This window comes from Ilumatobacter sp. (assembly GCF_046290335.1).
Classification (GTDB): domain Bacteria; phylum Actinomycetota; class Acidimicrobiia; order Acidimicrobiales; family Ilumatobacteraceae; genus Ilumatobacter_A.
Genome location: NZ_JBKAGH010000005.1, coordinates 196449 through 214466, shown reverse-complemented (window position 1 = coordinate 214466; position 18018 = coordinate 196449). Strand labels below are relative to the sequence as shown.

Annotated in this window: 12 protein-coding genes and 1 pseudogene; 8 read left to right on the top strand and 5 right to left on the bottom strand. The window is 66.2% G+C overall.

Annotated elements, in window-relative coordinates:
- Window positions 1-15 precede the first annotated feature (15 nt).
- The 3 genes from ACE37B_RS18675 to ACE37B_RS18665 all read left to right on the top strand — a co-directional run bounded on the left by ACE37B_RS18675 (window position 16) and on the right by ACE37B_RS18665 (window position 4075).
- Window positions 16-600, top strand: a complete 585-nt coding sequence (locus tag ACE37B_RS18675) for an ANTAR domain-containing response regulator (RefSeq protein WP_409924846.1) — start codon at window positions 16-18, stop codon at window positions 598-600.
- 3 nt (window positions 601-603) lie between these two features.
- Window positions 604-3273: a DNA polymerase I gene (gene polA / locus ACE37B_RS18670; RefSeq protein ID WP_409924845.1), complete on the top strand. Its 2670-nt coding sequence runs from the start codon at window positions 604-606 to the stop codon at window positions 3271-3273.
- Window positions 3274-3370: 97 nt separating this feature from the next.
- The gene (locus ACE37B_RS18665) at window positions 3371-4075 is read left to right on the top strand and encodes a class I SAM-dependent methyltransferase (RefSeq protein ID WP_409924844.1); all 705 of its coding nucleotides are present in this window, start codon (window positions 3371-3373) and stop codon (window positions 4073-4075) included.
- 129 nt (window positions 4076-4204) lie between these two features.
- Here ACE37B_RS18665 and ACE37B_RS18660 read toward each other — a convergent pair whose 3' ends face one another.
- Window positions 4205-5854 carry an AMP-binding protein gene (locus ACE37B_RS18660; protein ID WP_409924843.1) on the bottom strand — a complete coding sequence of 550 codons (1650 nt, stop codon included), beginning with the start codon at window positions 5852-5854 and terminating at the stop codon, window positions 4205-4207.
- Window positions 5855-6123: 269 nt separating this feature from the next.
- On the opposite strand from ACE37B_RS18660, the gene rpsA reads away from it, so the two are divergent.
- Window positions 6124-7416: a 30S ribosomal protein S1 gene (gene rpsA, locus ACE37B_RS18655; RefSeq protein ID WP_409924979.1), complete on the top strand. Its 1293-nt coding sequence runs from the start codon at window positions 6124-6126 to the stop codon at window positions 7414-7416.
- Between the two features lie 86 nt (window positions 7417-7502).
- Complete coding sequence (gene coaE, locus ACE37B_RS18650) at window positions 7503-8132, top strand: dephospho-CoA kinase (protein WP_409924842.1); 630 nt, start codon at window positions 7503-7505, stop codon at window positions 8130-8132.
- Window positions 8133-8186: 54 nt separating this feature from the next.
- Here the strand turns inward: coaE and ACE37B_RS18645 are convergent, their stop codons facing one another.
- The 3 genes from ACE37B_RS18645 to ACE37B_RS18635 are packed head-to-tail and all read right to left on the bottom strand — an operon-like array spanning window position 8187 to window position 11232.
- Entirely contained in the window at window positions 8187-8747 is a 561-nt protein-coding gene (locus ACE37B_RS18645; RefSeq protein WP_409924841.1) for a gamma-glutamylcyclotransferase family protein, read from the bottom strand.
- Between the two features lie 4 nt (window positions 8748-8751).
- On the bottom strand, window positions 8752-10062 hold the full coding sequence (locus ACE37B_RS18640; RefSeq protein ID WP_409924840.1) for an amidohydrolase: 1311 nt from the start codon (window positions 10060-10062) through the stop codon (window positions 8752-8754).
- Between the two features lie 3 nt (window positions 10063-10065).
- On the bottom strand, window positions 10066-11232 hold the full coding sequence (locus ACE37B_RS18635) for a glutamate--cysteine ligase (RefSeq protein ID WP_409924839.1): 1167 nt from the start codon (window positions 11230-11232) through the stop codon (window positions 10066-10068).
- Window positions 11233-11407: 175 nt separating this feature from the next.
- Between ACE37B_RS18635 and ACE37B_RS18630 the strand changes: the two genes are divergently transcribed.
- Window positions 11408-14515, top strand: coding sequence for a BTAD domain-containing putative transcriptional regulator (locus ACE37B_RS18630; protein WP_409924838.1), 3108 nt, complete (start codon window positions 11408-11410; stop codon window positions 14513-14515).
- 48 nt (window positions 14516-14563) lie between these two features.
- Here ACE37B_RS18630 and ACE37B_RS18625 read toward each other — a convergent pair.
- Window positions 14564-14917, bottom strand: a pseudogene (locus tag ACE37B_RS18625) (glutathione peroxidase); the annotation flags it as partial.
- Between the two features lie 305 nt (window positions 14918-15222).
- Between ACE37B_RS18625 and ACE37B_RS18620 the strand changes: the two are divergent.
- Both ACE37B_RS18620 and ACE37B_RS18615 read left to right on the top strand, forming a co-directional pair.
- Window positions 15223-16626, top strand: coding sequence for a hemolysin family protein (locus ACE37B_RS18620; protein ID WP_409924837.1), 1404 nt, complete (start codon window positions 15223-15225; stop codon window positions 16624-16626).
- Window positions 16623-17963, top strand: a complete 1341-nt coding sequence (locus ACE37B_RS18615) for a hemolysin family protein (protein ID WP_409924836.1) — start codon at window positions 16623-16625, stop codon at window positions 17961-17963. Before ACE37B_RS18620 ends, ACE37B_RS18615 begins: the two co-directional genes overlap by 4 nt.
- Window positions 17964-18018: the final 55 nt, after the last annotated feature.

Here is an 18018-nt window from a genome sequence, read left to right as displayed (position 1 = left end):
CGCTATAACACTGTGATGCCGTTGCGCGTCGTGATCGCCGAGGACGAAGCCATCATCCGCATGGATCTGCGCGAGACGTTGCAGGAAGAGGGCTACGACGTGGTGGGTGAGACCGGCCGCGGTGACACCGTCGTCGACCTCGTCCGAGAGACGAAGCCCGACCTCGCGATCCTCGACATCAAGATGCCCGGGGCTGATGGGCTCGAGGCGGCTCGCACGATCAACTCGGAACGGCTGTGCGGCGTCTTGATGCTCACAGCGTTCAGCCAGCGCGAGATCGTCGAAGAGGCTCGCGATGCCGGGGCGCTGGCGTTCCTCGTCAAGCCGTTCCAGAAGAGCGATCTGATCCCGGCGATCGAAGTGGCGATGGGGCGCTTCCGTGAGCTCAGGGCCCTCGCTGGCGACGTCGACACGCTCGGCGAACAGCTCGAATCGCGCAAGGTCATCGATCGGGCGAAGGGCCTACTGATGGACGAACTCTCGTTGTCCGAGACGGAGGCGTTCGCGTTCATCCAGAAGACGGCGATGAGCGAGCGCACTCGGATGCGCGACGTCGCCGATCGCATCCTCGACGGTTCGTTGCGACCCGAGTCCGACTGAGCCGTGGGCACCCATCTCCTCGTCGACGGCAACTCGCTGACGTACCGGGCGTTCTTCGCCCTGCCGACCGACATGGCGACCGCGAGCGGCCAGGTGACCAATGCGGTGTTCGGCTTCACGTCGATGCTGGCCTACGTGCTGAACGAACAGCAGCCCGAAGGAATCCTGGTCGCATTCGATCGACCGGAGCCGACGTTTCGCCACGAGGCCGAACCGGAGTACAAAGCGCAGCGCGACGCTGCACCCGACATCCTGCGACAGCAGATGGGTCTCGTTCGCGAAGTGCTGGAAGCGCTCGGTATCCAGGCGATCGACGAGGCCGGGTGGGAGGCCGACGATCTGATCGCCACGAGTGTCGACCGGCTGGTCGAGCGCGGCCACGACGTCATCATCGTCACCGGCGACCGTGACAGCTACCAGCTCGTCCACGATGCGTCGCAGGTGCGCGTCATGTACAACAAGCGCGGGGTCAGCGACTACGCGCTGTACGACGAGGCCGGGATCGAGGAGAAGACCGGCGTGCGGCCCGACCTGTACGTGCAGTACGCGGCGTTGCGTGGCGACACCAGCGACAACCTTCCGGGCGTGCCGGGCGTCGGCGAGAAGACCGCGGCGAAGCTGATCAACACCTACGGCGGGCTCGACGGCATCTTCCAACACGTCGACGAGCAGACCCCGAAGCTTCGTGCGAACCTCGCCGAGCACGAAGCGCGGGCACGCAAGAACCTCGAGCTGATGCAGTTGCGCCATGATGCGCCTGTCGACAGCGTCGACTTCGACGATCTCGTTCCGAAGCCGAACGCCGAGGAGATGCGGCGGCTGTTCGATTTCCTCGAGTTCCGTGCGCTGAGCGGTCGTATCGCAGGCGCGATCTCGTCGATGGGCGCCACGGTCGACCTGGGTCCGCGAGCCGAGCAGCAGGAGATCGTCGCCGAGGTCACCGAGGTCGAAACGGCGGCGGACGCAGTGTCGGTCATCGCCTCCGTCGCAGCGCTCGACATCGCGGCTCGATGGGTCGGCGAGCCGGGACGCTCGGAGCTGACCGGCATCGCCGTGGTCACGGCGCCCGAGACATCCGATGTCGCGTGGATCCCCCGACGTTTCCTCGACGATTCTGCGGTCGTCGCAGCCCTCGATGAACACGTCGACGTGCGTGGTCATCAGATCAAGCCGTTGATGCGGTCGTTGCTCGGGCTCGGCTGCTCGCTGGCGGGGATCGCACTCGATACTGCGATCGCTGCCTACCTGATCGATCCCGCCGAGGCGCGCTACGACCTGCCTGACCTGATCGAGAAGTACACCGATTTTGCTCGGCCCAGCGACGACGTGGCGGGGAGTGGTCAGCTCGATCTCGATGGCACGTCGATGTCGGACGCTGAGTTGGCGGGTCGGGATGCGTTGGCCGTGCATCACCTCGTCGAGCCGATCCGGGCCAGCCTCGACGCTCAGGGGATGACGACGCTGTACGAGACGATCGAGAACCCGCTGGTGATGGTGCTCGCGAAGATGGAGCACGTCGGGATCGCCGTCGACATCGCCGAGCTCGAAGCGCTCAACGAGAAGCTGACCAACGAGGTCGAGTCGCTCGTCGCCGAGTTGCGCGACGTGGCTGGGATGCCCGACCTCAACCTCAATTCACCGAAACAGCTGCGAGAGTTGCTCTACGACGTCAAGGGGCTGACGCCGATCAAGAAGACGAAGACGGGGCCGTCGACCGATGCTGCGACGCTCGAGAAGCTCGAACACGAATGGCCCGAGTTCCTCGCTCCGCTTCGCCGGCACCGTGAGGTCGAGAAGTTGCGCGGCACGTACGGCAAGGGGCTGCTCGCCGAGGTCGCGTCCGACGGTCGTATCCACGCGACCTTCAACCAGACGGTGGCGCGCACTGGTCGGCTGTCGTCCGATCAGCCGAACCTGCACAACATCCCGGTTCGTTCCGAGGAGGGGCGGCTGTTCCGTCGGGCCTTCGTCGCGTCACCCGGCACGGAGTTGCTCGTGGCCGACTACAACCAGATCGAACTCCGCTGCATCGCCCACCTCGCTCAAGACCCCGGACTGCTCGACGCGTTCAACAGCGGTCAGGACATCCACAATGCGACGGCATCGCGCGTGTTCTCGGTGGAGTCCGGCGACGTCACCATCGACCAGCGCTCGAAGGCGAAGATGGTGTCGTACGGCTTGGCCTACGGGATGGAGGCGTACGGGCTCGCCCAACGGCTCAATATTCCGGTCGACGAAGCGGCTCCGATTCTCGATGCGTACTTCGTGGCGTTCCCCAACGTGAAGGCGTACATGGATCGGACGGTCGTCGAAGCGCGCGAGCGTGGCTACACCGAGACGCTGTTCGGTCGTCGTCGTCCGATCCCGGAGTTGATGAACTCGAACTTCCGGGTTCGCCAGGCGGGGGAGCGCCAGGCGATGAACGCCGGCATCCAGGGGCTCGCCGCCGACATCTTCAAGGTCGCGCTCGTCCGGATCGACGAGGCGTTGCGCGACGTCGCATCCGAACTGATCTTGCAGGTGCACGACGAAGTGCTCGTCGAGGTGCCGCCCGACGAGAAGGTGACCGTCGGCAATCGTGTGATCGAGATCATGCACGACGCCGCCGACCTCGACGTGCCCCTCGAGGTGAACGTCTCATGGGGCCACACGTGGGCTGCCGCCAAGGGCTGACGACCAACGCTGCCGACACCTGGGGTCTGACCCCAGGTGTTGATCTCAACGCCTGGGGTCTGACCCCAGGTGTTGATCTCGGGATCGGGATGGGTTGATGGGGCACTGGTTCGAGCCGTTGGCCGACCACATGGGCGAGGCGTATCTGCGCTACTCGTTCACGAAGGGAACCGTGCAGGAGGTCGACCACATCGTCGACGCGCTCGGACTCGAAGTGGGCCAGCGCGTGCTCGACGTGGGATGCGGCCCGGGCCGACACGCGTACGAACTCGCACAGCGCGGCATCGTCGTGCATGGCATCGACATCAGCGAACGCTTCGTCGAGATCGCGCGTGCGTCGGCGCCCGACGGGGCGACCTTCGAACGCCTCGACGCTCGCTCGCTCGAGTTCGATGCCGAGTTCGACGCCGTGATCTGTCTGTGCCAAGGCGCGTTCGGACTCATGACCGCGGACGGCGAGGATGCGACGGTCGTCGCCGGTCTGGCGCGAGCGCTTCGGCCCGGAGGACGGTTGGCGTTGAGCGCGTTCAGTTCCTACTTCGTCGTCAAACACTGGGAGTCGACCGACTTCGACGCCGACACCGGGGTGAACCACGAACACACCGAAGTCCGCGACCGTGACGGTCGGGCCATGGGCGCCGAGTTGTGGACCGGCTGCTACACGCCCCGTGAACTGCGATTGCTGCTCGGGCAGCACGGATTAGGGGTCGACTCGATCAGCAGTGTCGAACCCGGTGCCTACAGCTTCACCCCGCCCACGGTCGACTCGGCTGAGTTCCTCGCGATCGCCACCCGTACCTGACCACCACCGCCCACAGTTCATCGAGCAAAGGTCATGGTGCCTGGCACGATGACCTTGACCACCACCCTCCACAGGTCATCGAGCAAAGGTCATGGTGCCTGGCACGATGACCTTTGGTGATCTCGGACTTCACTGGCCGCCGGCGTCGGCCAGGCCGGTCAAGCCGAGTTCGGCGATCGAGTTCTCGCGCATCTCGACTTTGCGGATCTTGCCGGTAACGGTCATCGGAAAGTCGTCGACGACCTTCACGTAGCGCGGGATCTTGAAGTGGGCGATCTTGCCCGAGCAGAACTCGCGCACCGACTCGGCGTCGAACGAGGCGCCGGGCTTGGGCTTGATCCACACCATCAACTCCTCGCCGTACTTCTCGTCGGGGACGCCGATGGCCTGGACGTCTTCGATGTCGGGGTGGGTGTAGAGGAACTCCTCGATCTCGCGCGGGTAGATGTTCTCGCCGCCGCGGATCACCATGTCCTTGATGCGCCCGACGATGTTGACGTAGCCGTCGTCAGCCATCACCGCCAGGTCGCCGGTGTGCATCCAGCCGTCGTCGTCGATCGCAGCGGCGGTCTTCTCCGGGTCGTGCCAGTACCCCTGCATGACCGAGTACCCACGAGTGCAGAACTCACCGGTGGCGCCGCGGGGCAGTGTTTCGCCGGTGGATGGGTCGACGACGCGGATCTCGACGTGCGGATGGGCGACCCCGACGGACTCGGTGCGGTGCTCGAGCGTGTCGCCCGCAAGCGTCTGGGTCGACACCGGCGATGTCTCGGTCATGCCGTAGCAGATGCTCATGTCGACGAGGTGCATCTCGCTGATGCAGCGCTTCATCACCTCGACCGGGCACAGCGATCCGGCCATCACCCCGGTTCGCAGTGATGACAGGTCGTAGTCGGCGAAGTCGTCGAGGGCCATCTCGGCGATGAACATCGTGGGGACGCCGTAGAGCGCGGTACAGCGTTCCTGCTGTACCGCCTCCAGCACCGCGCGTGGGTCGAAGGCATCGCCCGGGATCACCATCGTGATGCCGCGCGAGGTGCAGCCGAGGTTGCCCATCACCATCCCGAAGCAGTGGTAGAAGGGCACCGGGATGCACAGCCGGTCGCCCGCCGCGAGTTCTTGCCCTCCGGTGACGAAGTAGCCGTTGTTCAAGATGTTGCGGTGCGTGAGCGTCGCACCTTTCGGGAACCCGGTGGTTCCCGACGTGTACTGGATGTTGATCGGGTCGTCGGGGGAGAAGCCGAGGCGCTGGACGTTCATGGCGTTCGACGACGAGGGGTCGCCGGCACACAAGTCGTCCCAGTCGGGGTCCCAGAAGAACACGAGACGCTCGAGCGAGGCGACGTTCGGCCGGATCGCGTCGGCCATCGACCGGTAGTCGGAGGTCTTGAACGTCGGTGCCGCGATCAGCCAACGGCACCCGGACTGGCTCAGCGCGTACTCGAGTTCGTGGGTCCGGTACGCCGGATTGATGTTGACCAAGATGACGCCGATGTGGGCGGTGGCGTACTGGACGAGCGTCCACTCGGCGTAGTTCGGGCTCCACAAGCCGACTCGGTCGCCCGGCCGGAGCCCCGCCGCGTACATCCCGGAGGCCAGCTTCCAGACCCGATCGGCGAACTCGTCGTAGGTCCAACGGATGTGCTGGTGGCACGACACCAACGCGTCGCGGCCGCCGTGCTCGGCAACGGTTCGCACGAGGCTTTCGTCGATCGTGAGGTCGAGGAGGGGAGTGTCGGTCGGCCCGGCTGCGATCGAGAGCTGTGACATGCGCCTCATCTTCGCGCATCGACGCGACGCCCGGTCGACGGGCGTGGCGTTGAGCGCTCGCGGAGTTTCCGGACGGGTTCGAACCATCTCGCTGGTACCATTACCGGTTGCGCTCTCTCTGGGCGCGTCCATCCATCCCTGATTCTCAATCCGTATTCGAAAGCTCGATTCTCTTGTCCGACACCGCTACCACCTCTCCTTCGACCGAATCCCAGTTCGGGACGTTCGACGAAGAGGGCAACTACACCCCGCGCGAGATCACCTCAGACGATCTCGGCATGTCCTTCGAAGAAGCCATTGCCGGCACCATGGTCCAGGTCGAAGACGGCCAGATGGTCAACGGCACCGTCGTCAAGATCGACAAGGATGAGGTCCTGCTCGACATCGGCTACAAGAGCGAGGGTGTCATCCCGAGCCGCGAGCTGAGCATCCGCAACGACATCGACCCGTCCGAAGTCGTGAGCATCGGTGAAGTCATCGAAGCCCTCGTGCTGACGAAAGAAGACAAGGAAGGGCGCCTCGTCCTCTCCAAGAAGCGGGCGCAGTACGAGCGTGCGTGGGGCGACATCGAGGCCAAGAAGGAAGCCGACGAAGTCGTTTCCGGCCCGGTCATCGAGGTCGTCAAGGGCGGCCTCATCGTCGACATCGGACTGCGCGGCTTCTTGCCCGCATCGCTCGTGGAGCTGCGCCGGGTGCGTGACCTCGCCCCGTACATCGGCACGCAGGTGCACGCCAAGATCATCGAACTCGACAAGAACCGCAACAACGTGGTGCTTTCCCGTCGCGCCTACCTGGAAGAGAACCAGAAGGAGACTCGCGACCAGTTCCTCACCAACCTCAAGGTCGGCGAAGTCCGCGAAGGCACCGTGTCGAGTGTCGTGTCGTTCGGCGCATTCGTCGATCTCGGCGGTATGGACGGACTCATCCACGTGTCGGAGCTGTCGTGGAAGCACGTCGATCACCCCGGCTCGGTCGTCGCCATCGGGGATCCGGTCAAGGTGCAGGTCCTCGACGTCGACTTCAGCCGCGAGCGCATCAGCCTCTCGCTGAAGGCGACGCAGCAGGATCCGTGGCAGGAGTTCGCCGAAGGGCACCAGGTCGGCCAACTCGTCTACGGCCGAGTCACCAAGCTCGTCCAGTTCGGTGCGTTCGTCCAGGTCGGCGATGGCATCGAGGGCCTCGTGCACATCTCGGAGATGTCGGCGCACCATGTCGACAGCCCCGAGCAAGTCGTGACGCCCGGCGAGGAACTGTGGGTGAAGATCATCGATCTCGATCTCGCCCGTCGCCGCATCTCGCTGTCGATCAAGCAGGCCGCCGAGGGTGGCGAGCTCGCTGCCGAGTACCGCGAGCACTTCGAGGTCGACGCGGAAGGCAACTACGTCCAGGGCGAAGCCTCGGCCGAGGCCGAAGCCGCCTGGAGCGAGTACTACGGCGACGAGCCGGTCATCTCCTCCGACGCCGTGCCGGCGGACGACGCTGCTGCGGACGAGGTTGCTGCAGAAGAGCCTGCTGCTGACGAGGTCGCCGCGGAGGCTGCTCCCGACGAGGCCGAGGCGACCGACGCCTGATCCGTCCAGGTCGAGCCGATCGCTCGATCACCCGAACACACACTGAATGCTGCCCGGCTCCTCGGAGTCGGGCAGTATTCGTTGTCGTGATCGTCGTCGGACTGACAGGTGGAATCGGAGCGGGTAAGTCGACGGTGTCGACGATGTTGGCGGATCGGGGAGCGGTGATCGTCGATGCCGATCAGATCGCCCGCGATCTCCAGGCCCCTGGGGCCCCGCTGCTCGGGGAGATGGCTGCTCGATTCGGGGGCCAGATCATCAACGACGACGGATCACTCGACCGGGCGGCTGTTGCGTCGATCGTCTTCAGCGACGAGGATGCGTTGAAGGATCTCAATGGCATCGTGCATCCGGCGATGCAGTCGGAGATCCAACGACAGATCGATGAACACCGCGGGACCGACCGGGTCGTCGTGCTCGACTTCCCGCTCCTCGGCGAGAACCCTCGTCGGGGGCTCGCGGCCACGATCGTGGTCGACATCCCGTACGACCTCGCCGTGCAGCGCGTGGTCGAGTTTCGGGGGATGGACGAAGTCGATGCGCGCAATCGGATCAACAGCCAGATCAGCCGCGAGCAGCGACTGGAGCGGGCAACGCACGTGATCGACAACTCACGCGGCGTCGACGAACTCGAGCAGCGCGTCGACGAACTCTGGGCGGAACTTCTCGAACTCCCGCACACGGGACCCGAAACCGAGCACGACTCGGCGAACTGACCCGGAGCGATGAGCATCATCCGCTCGCTGCCGGATGATGCTCATCGCGGCGGGTCAGCGGGCGAGAGTGATGTCGACGACGGGGATGTCGGGCTGCGGTGTCGCCGACAGCCGGGCGGCGTGGTCGCCGCCGAGTGCCGCGAACGCGTCGTGGACGAGATCCCAGTACGAGCGTCGGACGGCAGCTCGTCCTTCGTCACGGCCACGTTCGTAGCGCTCGATCGCGCTCGGTCGAGGCACGTACGTGACCACCGGCTCCGACATGGCCTCGCCGTCGAGGACGCGGATCCGGTCGCTCACGTCGGTCCGCTCGTAGTCACGCTCTCGCCAGTCGAGCGCGGCGAGTTCGTCGCCGTCGACTCGAACGATCACGCCGTTGCACGACTCGGTGTCGGCTGCAGCGAGTCCGAGCGAGACGACCAGGCCATCGACGATGTCGACACCCGCGTGTGACCACGAGCCGCGCAGATGCATCGAGCCGTAGTTCCATCGGCGACCAAACCCTGCGAGGTCCGCGATGCGGACGTCCGGCGCGGCGACCGGGCGGCCGATCGTGGTGGCCATCGATGCGGGCGATACGAGCGAGCCGTAGCCGAAGACCCACGCCGCAGTCATCGGATCATTCGCTCGCGAGATCGACCGTCGGATCGTCCGCTGGATCGACCGCCGGACCGAAATAGTCGTCGACGGCGCCGCACAACAGGCGGACTCCGATGGCGATGGAGCGTTCGTCGACGTCGAAATGACCCGCGTGGAGGTCGAGCATCGGGCCGCCGCCGTCGGGGTCGTGGACGCCGAGCCGGACATACGCGCCGGGCCGCTCGCGGGTGAACCAGGCGAAATCATCGCCACCCCAGCTCTGCACCGCGGCACGAATGGCGTCGTCACCGAATCGGCGCTCGGCCGTGCGGTGCACCGTGTCGATGATGTGGGCGTCGTTGACGACGGGCGGAACCCCGTGGACGTAGTCGAGTTCGAAGGCTGCACCGGAGTCGGCGATCAGCTCGTTCAGGCAGGTCGCGACGACGTCGGGGAGCGTTTCCCAGACGTCGAGTGACGGGGTGCGAACCGATGCCCGCAACTCACAGCGTGTCGGGATCACATTGGCGGCGTCGCCGGCGTGGAACGACCCGAAGACGACTTTGACCAGCACATCGTCGGCAGCGGTGCCGGAGGCGTCGAGTCCGCTCAGGGCCGATCGCACGAGTCCGGGGAGCGTGGTGACGATGGTCGCGGCAACCGTGACGAGATCGACGGTGAGTTCGGGGCGGGCGGTGTGTCCTCCGGGCCCCGACAGGGTGATGGTCATCATGTCGGCCGCCGAGGAGATCGCACCTGCCTTGAGGCCGACTTTGCCGACCTCGAGTTTGGGATCGCAGTGCATTCCGATCACTGCGCCGACCCCGTCCAGCCCGCCGTCGGCGATGACGTCGAGCGCTCCGCCCGGGACGCGCTCCTCCGCCGGTTGGAAGATGAACCGCAGCGGCCCCGGCACGAGCTCGCGATGATGCGCGAAGTACAGCGCGGTGCCGAGCACGATCGAGGTGTGGACGTCGTGGCCGCAAGCGTGCGCGACTCCATCGACCTGGCTGCGGTACGCCACGTCTTTGCGGTCGTGCATCGCCAGAGCGTCGAGGTCGGCGCGAAGCGCGAGTCGCTGCATCGGCTCGGCGCCGGGTGTTGCTGGGTCGAGGTCGCAGACCAGGCCGGTGCCCGAAGCCCATGTTCTCGTCGTGAGCCCCGCGATCTCGAGCCGTTCGCGGACGAACTCGGTCGTCGCATGCTCGTGGCCGCTGAGTTCGGGATGAGCGTGCAGGTTGCGCCGGAACGCGATGAGACCTTCGGTGTGTGCATCGAGCCAGCGATCGACCTGCGAGTCGTTCGTGGAACCAGCGATCGCGGTGGCAGTACTCGGTTCGGTCGCTGGCATCGGTCAGCGGTCGGGGCGGTCGGCGTCGAGTTCGGCGGCGAGTTCGTCGGCGAGATGGTGCACCACGTCGACGAGAGTAGCGCCACTTCCGATCAAGTCGCGTTGCCGGCGGGCCCCCGATCCGGTGTGCAAGATCTCTGCGACGGCAGCGAGTTCTCCCTGTGTGCCGAGCGATGTGGCCGTGTCGTCGAGTTCGTTCAGCAGCTCTGCGAGCAACTCGGCGACCGGTCGGCGCCGAGGAACATTGGCGTCGTCGCCTTCGACGACCAGACTGGCGTCGGTGCCGTAGCGGCTCGCCAGCCAACGATTTTCCCGCACGGTCCACTCGCGTGGCGGGGCTGGGAGGTCGCCAGCGTCGATGCGAGCATCGCACCAGGCGACGAGGGTCTGGGCAAGACCGGCGAGCGCTGTTGCCTCGCGGATGGTCGGGGTCGCGTCACACATTCGTAGCTCGACCGTGCCGAAATCCGGATGCGGGCGGATGTCCCACCACACTTCGCGAATCGATCGGATGCACTCGGAGTCGATCAGCGTCGACATGAACGCTTCGAAGTCGACCCAGTCGGCCAACTGCGGCGGAAGGCCTGCGGTCGGGAGGCTCTCGAACACCTTGGATCGTGCCGACGCGAGCCCGGAGTCCTCGCCTTCGAAGTACGGGCTCGACGACGACAGCGCGAGAAACAGCGGGAGGTGCCGCTGCAGTTCGTTGATGATCGTGATCGCTCGTTCGCCATCGCGAACACCGACGTGGACGTGCATGCCGCAGATCAGCAAACGACGTGCCGGCCATTGCATCGACTCGATCAAGTCGTGGTAGCGCTGCTTCGGGCTGACCATCTGGTTGCGGGCGACCGCGAACGGATGGGTGCCAGAGCTCACGATCTTGATGCCACGCGGACGTGCGACGTCGGTGAGTTCGGCCAGTGTGGTCTGGAGGTCGATACGAGCCTGTTCGGGCGTGTCACACACACCCGTGATGATCTCGACGGTGCTCTGGAAGAGCTCGTGTTTCGCCTTCGGGTGCTCGCCGTCGGGATGATCGCGACCGAGCTCGGTGAGGAGGTCGTTGGCAGCCGAGACGAGGTCACCCGTGCGCGCGTCGACGAGGTGGAGTTCGAGTTCGACGCCCACCGTCGGCCGACCGTTGTGAGTGAAAGCGATGTTCGTCATGAGGTGTCCCGCCAGAGTCTGTCACTCCGACGGCGGTTCGTGCTGACGCGAACTGCTCGGCTCGACGGTCGCTCGACCCGCGGCGTGCATGCTGGCGCGCACGCTGGCGTGCATGCTGGCGTGCACGAGCTTGGATAGGGTCTCGCCAGACGAGCAGGTGTCGAGGGAGGTGACCATGGCTCGACCCTTTCGGTACTGGCCCCCGGAGCCGCGTTCGGACATGCTGCTGCGACCGCGTGTGCAGGCCGTGCTCGCTGGTCGTTTCGACCGACGCGTCACGGTGGTGCGTGCTGGTGCGGGTTTCGGGAAGACCACGTCGATCGCCCAGGCGTTCGCCGAGAACTCGCTCGCACCGCTCGGCATCGACTGCTGGCTCGCCTGTGAACCCGCCGACGCCGGCGCCCCGGCGCTGGCTCAGGCTCTCGCCGTCGTGTTCGGTCTCTCAGCTTCCCACGCCGACCTCTCAGCTTCCAACGACGAACTCGACGAGTTCATCGGCGCGGTGAGCGAGGCGATCGGTGCCCGTTCGCCGAGTCAGGTGTGCCTCTCGCTCGACGACGTGCAGTTCTTGAGCGGCGGCACGAGCGTGCAGTTGATCGATCGTCTGGTGGCGGCGTTGCCGTCGAACGCGCACCTGGTGCTTTCCGGTCGGATCATTCCGGAGATCGCGCTGACGAGGTTGGAACTGATCGGCGACTGTGTCGTGCTCGACGAGGCCACGCTCGCGTTCGACCCGAAGGAATCGGCCACGGTGCTCGGTGAGCCGTCCGGGACGGTCGCATCCGAGACGTTTGGTGGCTGGCCGGCGCTGGTGCAACTCGCCGGCTCCGGACGTGCTCGCACGTTCGTCCGCGAGGAGGTGCTGCAGGGACTGACCGGCGAGGAACTGAGCGTGCTGCGATGCCTCGCCGTCCTCGGAGAGTGCGACGTGAGTGTTCTCGAGCGAGTGGCGGGGCATGCGTGCGAACGCATCATCGAGGTGCTCCCGCTGGTTCACCGGCTCGGCGACCGATGCGCCGCGCACGATCTGTGGTCGGAGTTGCTCGCGCCGATCGATCCGTCGTTCGTCGATGCCACGCGTCGGCGGGCTGCGGAGATGTTGCTCGCTGACGGCGCGAGCGAGGACGCGCTCGACGTGCTCGCGCCGCTCGCCCTCGACCGGAGCGACGAACTCGTCGGTCGCTGCTTGCGGGCCGCGCTGCTCTCGCCGACACGCGTGTCGCCCGAGCGACTCCGCTCGTGGTCAGCCGCCTGGCCGGATGCCGACGGGGCGTCCGACACCGATGTCTGCCCGGAGCACGTGCTGGTCGCAGCGTTGGTCGCTCGCCTCGACAACCCCGGTAGCGAGCGCAGCCATTCGCTCCTGCGTCGGGCAGCGGCGAGCTTCCGGGCGGTCGGTGACGGGGAGGCGAGCGCCGTCAGCCTCGGCGCCCTGGTCTATGCGTCTCACGTTCGTCGAGACGTAGCGGGGTTGCGGTGGGCGTTCTCGGAGTTGGCGGCTCTGGCCGAGGCAGGCGTCGTGTCGGCACAGCCCTATCCGATGCTCACGAGCGCGCTCATCGCCACGTCGAATTCCAGCCCGCAGGAGGTGGTCGGGTTCACGACTCAGATGTTGGATCGACCGCTCGGCGACGAGTTGCACGCGATCGTGCTCTGGTTGCACGCCAATGCGCTCGCCAATCTCGGCGAGAACTCGGTTGCGCCGGCGACGGCATGTCACGAGATCGGGCTGCCTCTCCCTGGGATGGCGGCCATCTACAGCGGTGCGAGATGGCGGGCGGGTCGCATCCGGGAGTCGTTGGCCGAGCCGACCCGAACGGTGGACGGCACGCGCGACCGATTTCTTCAGGCGACGTGGTCGTGCTGCCTGCACGCAGCGCTCGGTGACATCGAACGGGCGAGGGCTGCGCTCGACGTGGTCGAGCAGGCAGCGGGCGACGCCAGTCAATGGCAGACCACCGGCAGCATCCGCCTTCCGCAAGCGATCCTGGCGTACGCGCAACATCGCGACGACGACGCGGCTCGATACGTGCGCGACTTCCTCGCCGAGACCCCGCGGGAAGGGCAAGGCGAGTTCTACCGACTCTTCTCCATCGGGCTCCTCGTCCCGCTGGCGCCCGACGAGCGCGACTGGTTGATCGACCGATCGACGCGGCCGGGTTTTGGGCCGCTCTATCGACGCGACCTCGATCTGGCGTTGGCAGTCCACGCGCTCGACGCGAACGCCGACATCACGGCTGCGGCGACACTCGCGTATCCGGCGTCGGCGGGGGAGATGATGCCGTCGGTCGGACTCCGTGGCGGAGCTCCGCTGCTGGCTGCGGCGGTGGGAGCCGGACGCGACGACCTCGGACCGCTGCTCGAGGACTGGATCGACCTGCTCGGCGAACGCGCTCGTTCGGCCTGGCGGGCGCTGTTCGATCATCGGGTTGCGGAGGTCGCTGCGGGTGCGCGCAGCTTGGTCGAGGCGATGCCGATCCGCCCCGCTGCTGCGGTGCGGCTCAGCGTGTTCGGGCCAACCGAGTTGTCGATCGGCGGCGTCGTGGTCGAGCACGCGGATTGGCGACGAGAGCGGGTTCGCGCGCTGCTCACACATCTCGCCCTGGTGGGTGAGACGACTCGGGAACGGGTGATCGCAGCATTGTGGCCCGAAGCTGACGCCGCGGCCGGGCGGCGAAATCTGCGCTCGACGCTCAATGTGCTTCACTCGGTCCTCGAGCCGGGGCGCCACGGCGGGGACGCGACGTTCTTCGTGCGCACGAGCGGTCAGCGGATCCGGCTCGTCGTCGCAGCGTCCGGTGTCGACGCCGACCTCGACACGAACCCCGACGCCGGTATCGACGTCGACGTGGTCCGCTTCGAATTGCTCCTCGACCGGGCGGTGGCGCTGGAGCGATCCGGCACCCCGTCGTTGTCGATTCCGCCGTACCTCGATGCGGTCGGCCTCTATCGCGGTGATCTCGTACCGGAGTGCTATGACGACTGGGCCGTGTTCCAGCGAGACCGTCTGCGCAGTCGCTACGTGGCCGGTGGGGTACGCGTCGCCGAACTGCTCGTGGCCACGGGCCGTGAGGCGGATGCCATCGACACGGTCAGCGACGTGCTGACCGTCGAGCCGTGGTCGGAGTCGGCCCACCGAGCGCTGATCGCTGCTCACCTGAGTCGAGGAGACCTCGCCGCGGCTCGGCGGAGCCTCGAGACGTGCGAAAAGCGCCTCGCCGACATCGGTGGACCGAGCGACGACGCGACCTTCGAGTTGGTACGGCGACTCGCCCGACGTTGATCGTCGGACTCGCCGACGTCGAAGGTCAGACTCGCCCGACGTCGGGGGTCAGCGGAACTGGTCGAGTTCGGCTGCGATGTCGGCAGGCGAGACGGGCGGTGCGTACCGCTTGAGCACGTTGCCGTCGCCGTCGACGAGGAACTTCTCGAAGTTCCAGACGATGTCGGGCGTTTCGCCGTCACCGGGTTGCGCCGCCTTGAGCAGCGTGTAGAGCGGCGCTTCGTTCTCGCCGTTCACGTCGATCTTCGAAAACATCGGGAAGTCGACGTCGAACTTCGTGGTGACGAATTCGAGGATCTCCTCCTCGGAACCGGGTTCTTGGCCGCCGAACTGGTTGCACGGAATGCCGAGGACGACCAGGTCGTCGTTGTCGTGGTGGAGCGTACGCAGACCTGCGTACTGAGGCGTGAGGCCTCAAGCGCTGGCGACGTTGACGACCAAGGCGAGCTTGCCTCGGTACTCGTCGAAGGCCACCTGCTCGCCCGTGATCGACGTCATGGTGATGTCGTGGAACTGCATGTCCGCGACCGTACCCGCTGGACCCGCGATCCACCCGCCTCTTGCTCTATCTCGCTCTGATCTCGTGGTGACACTGAACGTAGGTGTCTCATTCGGCGAGGCACTACACTCACGGCGATCATGTCGGACGAGTACGAATCTGCGTCGGGCCGCTCGCTTCGGGCGGTCCGTCACCCTCCTAGTCCGCGATGACCGAAGTACTCGGCCTGATCGGTGTCGTCGTGTTGATCGCGGCGAACGGCTATTTCGTGGCAGCCGAATTCGCCTACGTGGCGTCGCGGCGTCAGAAGTTCGCCGAACAGGCCGATGCTGGCGACCGCAAGTCGGCTCGGGCCGTCGAGGTGCACCAGCGCCTCAGCTTCATGCTCTCGGGCGCACAACTCGGCATCACGGTCACGTCGCTCGTGCTGGGTTTCATCGCTCGCCCGGCGATCGCCGGTGTCATCGAGGGCCCGCTCGAATCGCTGGGTGTTCCCGAGGGGAGCAGCTTCGGGATCTCGCTGACCATCGCGTTCATCCTCGCCACGGTGGCGCAGATGGTGTTCGGTGAGCTCGCGCCGAAGAACCTCGCGATCGCCAAGCCCGAGCCGGTCGCACGAGCCGTGGCGACCTCGACACTGCTGTTCATGAAGGTCGCCGGGCCGCTCATCCGGCTCTTCGACGGTGCGGCGAACCGCTTGCTGCGCCTGCTGGGTATCGAGCCGGTCCAGCAACTGCACGGTGGAGTCTCGGCCGACGAACTGGACCTGATCGTCGACTCCTCCGCCGAGAGCGGGCACCTCACTGCGTCGCAAGCGGCGTTGCTGGAACGCGCGATCGACTTCGCCGAACTCGAAGCGTCCGATGCGATGGTGGCCTGGAATCGCGTCATCACCATCGAGGACACGGCGACGGCAGCGATGCTGCGTGATGCGATGGCGAGCCGTCGCTCGCGTTTCCCGGTCGTCGATGCCGACGGCGCCGTGGCGGGCATCGTGCATGCCAAGGATCTGCTGGGCGTCGCCCGTTCTGCCTACGACTCCACATCGGTGGCGACCCTGATGCACGAGGTGATCGCCGTGCCCGAGGCGGCGAGCTTGACCATCGTGCTCACTCAATTGCGGACACATTCGACGGAGATGGCGCTCGTCATCGACGAGTACGGCGCCCCGGCTGGCATCATCACCCTGGAGGACGTGGTCGAGGAACTGGTCGGCGAGATCGAGGACGAGTACGACCCGACGGAGCCGATCGAACAGGTCGAGGTGTCGCCGGGTGTCTGGTTGGTCTCGGGAACCTCTCGTCCGGACGAGATCGAGCGTGTCACGGGGCTGGAACTTCCCGACGGCGAGTACGACACGGTTGCTGGCCTGATCCTCGATCGGATCGAGCGCATCGCCGAAGTCGGCGACGCCGTCGTCGTCGACGGTGTTCGGATCGAGGTCGTGGCCGTCGAAGGATACGGGATCGCCCAGATCCGCCTCGAGGTCGATCCGGCCGCGGGCCTGTCGGAGCCCGATGACGAGGGGCGCACCGCTGACGACGCCGACAGCGCTGGCTCCCGAGACACCGACGCGGCCTCGCCGGAACGATCGGACGGGGGCGAGCGATGATCACCGCAGTGATCGCCGCCGAGGCAGGCATCGTCGTCAACTGGTGGAGCTTGTTGATCGCTCTCGTGCTGCTGGCGCTCAACGGATTCTTCGTCGCGGCGGAGTTCGCGCTCTTGGCGTCGCGGCGTTCGCGCATCGAGCAGCTGGCCGCTGACGGGAACAAGAAGGCCAAGTCGGCGCTGCAGGGAATCCGTGAGTTGACGCTCATGCTCGCCGGCGCTCAGCTCGGCATCACGATGTGTTCGCTCGGTCTCGGTATCGTCGCCGAACCGGCCGTGGCGGCGGCCATCGAAGGTGCGCTCGGCGAGTGGTTCACGCTGTCCGACACGGTCACCCACGTGATCGGTTTCGGGCTCGCGCTGTCGCTCGTGGTGTTCTTGCACATGGTGGTGGGCGAGATGGCGCCGAAGTCGTGGGCGATCTCGCATCCCGAGTCGTCGGCGCTCCGACTCGCCCGCCCGTTCCGGCTTTTCGTGACGATCTTCCGTCCGTTCATCTGGTTGATGAACGGCATCGCCAACGTGGTCGTGCGGGCGGTGGGGGTGGAGCCCCAGGACGAGCGGGCGATGGCGCACTCGCCTGACGATCTCCGCTTGCTGCTCGACGAATCAGCCGGCCAGGGTGGCATTGCCGCCACCGAGCATCAACTCCTCACCCGCTCGTTGCAGCTGTCCGGGCTGACCGCGGCCGACGCGATGACGGTGCGACGCGACATCATCGCCGTGTCGGCCGACTCGACGGCCGACGTCGCCGCGGCCGAAGCGCACCGAACCGGACGGAGTCGTATCGTCGTGTTCGACGGCGATCTCGACCACGTCAAGGGGTTCGTTCACGCCAAGGATCTCTTGCGCCTCCCGCACGGTACGTGGCCGACGACGCCGGTCGGCACGATCACGCGTGACGTCATGGTGACCCCAGAGCATCACCGGCTCGAGGACCTGTTGTTGGAGATGCGTACCGACCGCCAGCACCTCACGCTCGTCATCGACGAACACGGCACGGTGGTCGGCCTGGTCACGCTCGAAGACGTACTCGAGGAACTGATCGGCGACTTCGACGACGAGTCCGATCGTCGTGACGGTGACTGTGTCGATCTCGGCGACGGTTCGTTCCGCATCACGGCGACGCTGCGGCCTGACGAGTTCGAGGAGTACACGGGCATTCCGCTGCCGGAAGGGGAGTGGCAGACCGTTGCCGGCTACGTGATCGCCGCGTTCGACGAGATCCCCTCGGTCGGCGACAGCGTCTCGACGGCGATCGGCGATTTCGAGGTGCTGTCGATGGACGCCTACGCCATCGACACGCTCCGTATCCGACTCCACTCGTACGACCGCTGAGTGCGTCGTCGCACCGCCGTGGTAGCTCGATGGTCGGGCTACTGTTGGAGCCATG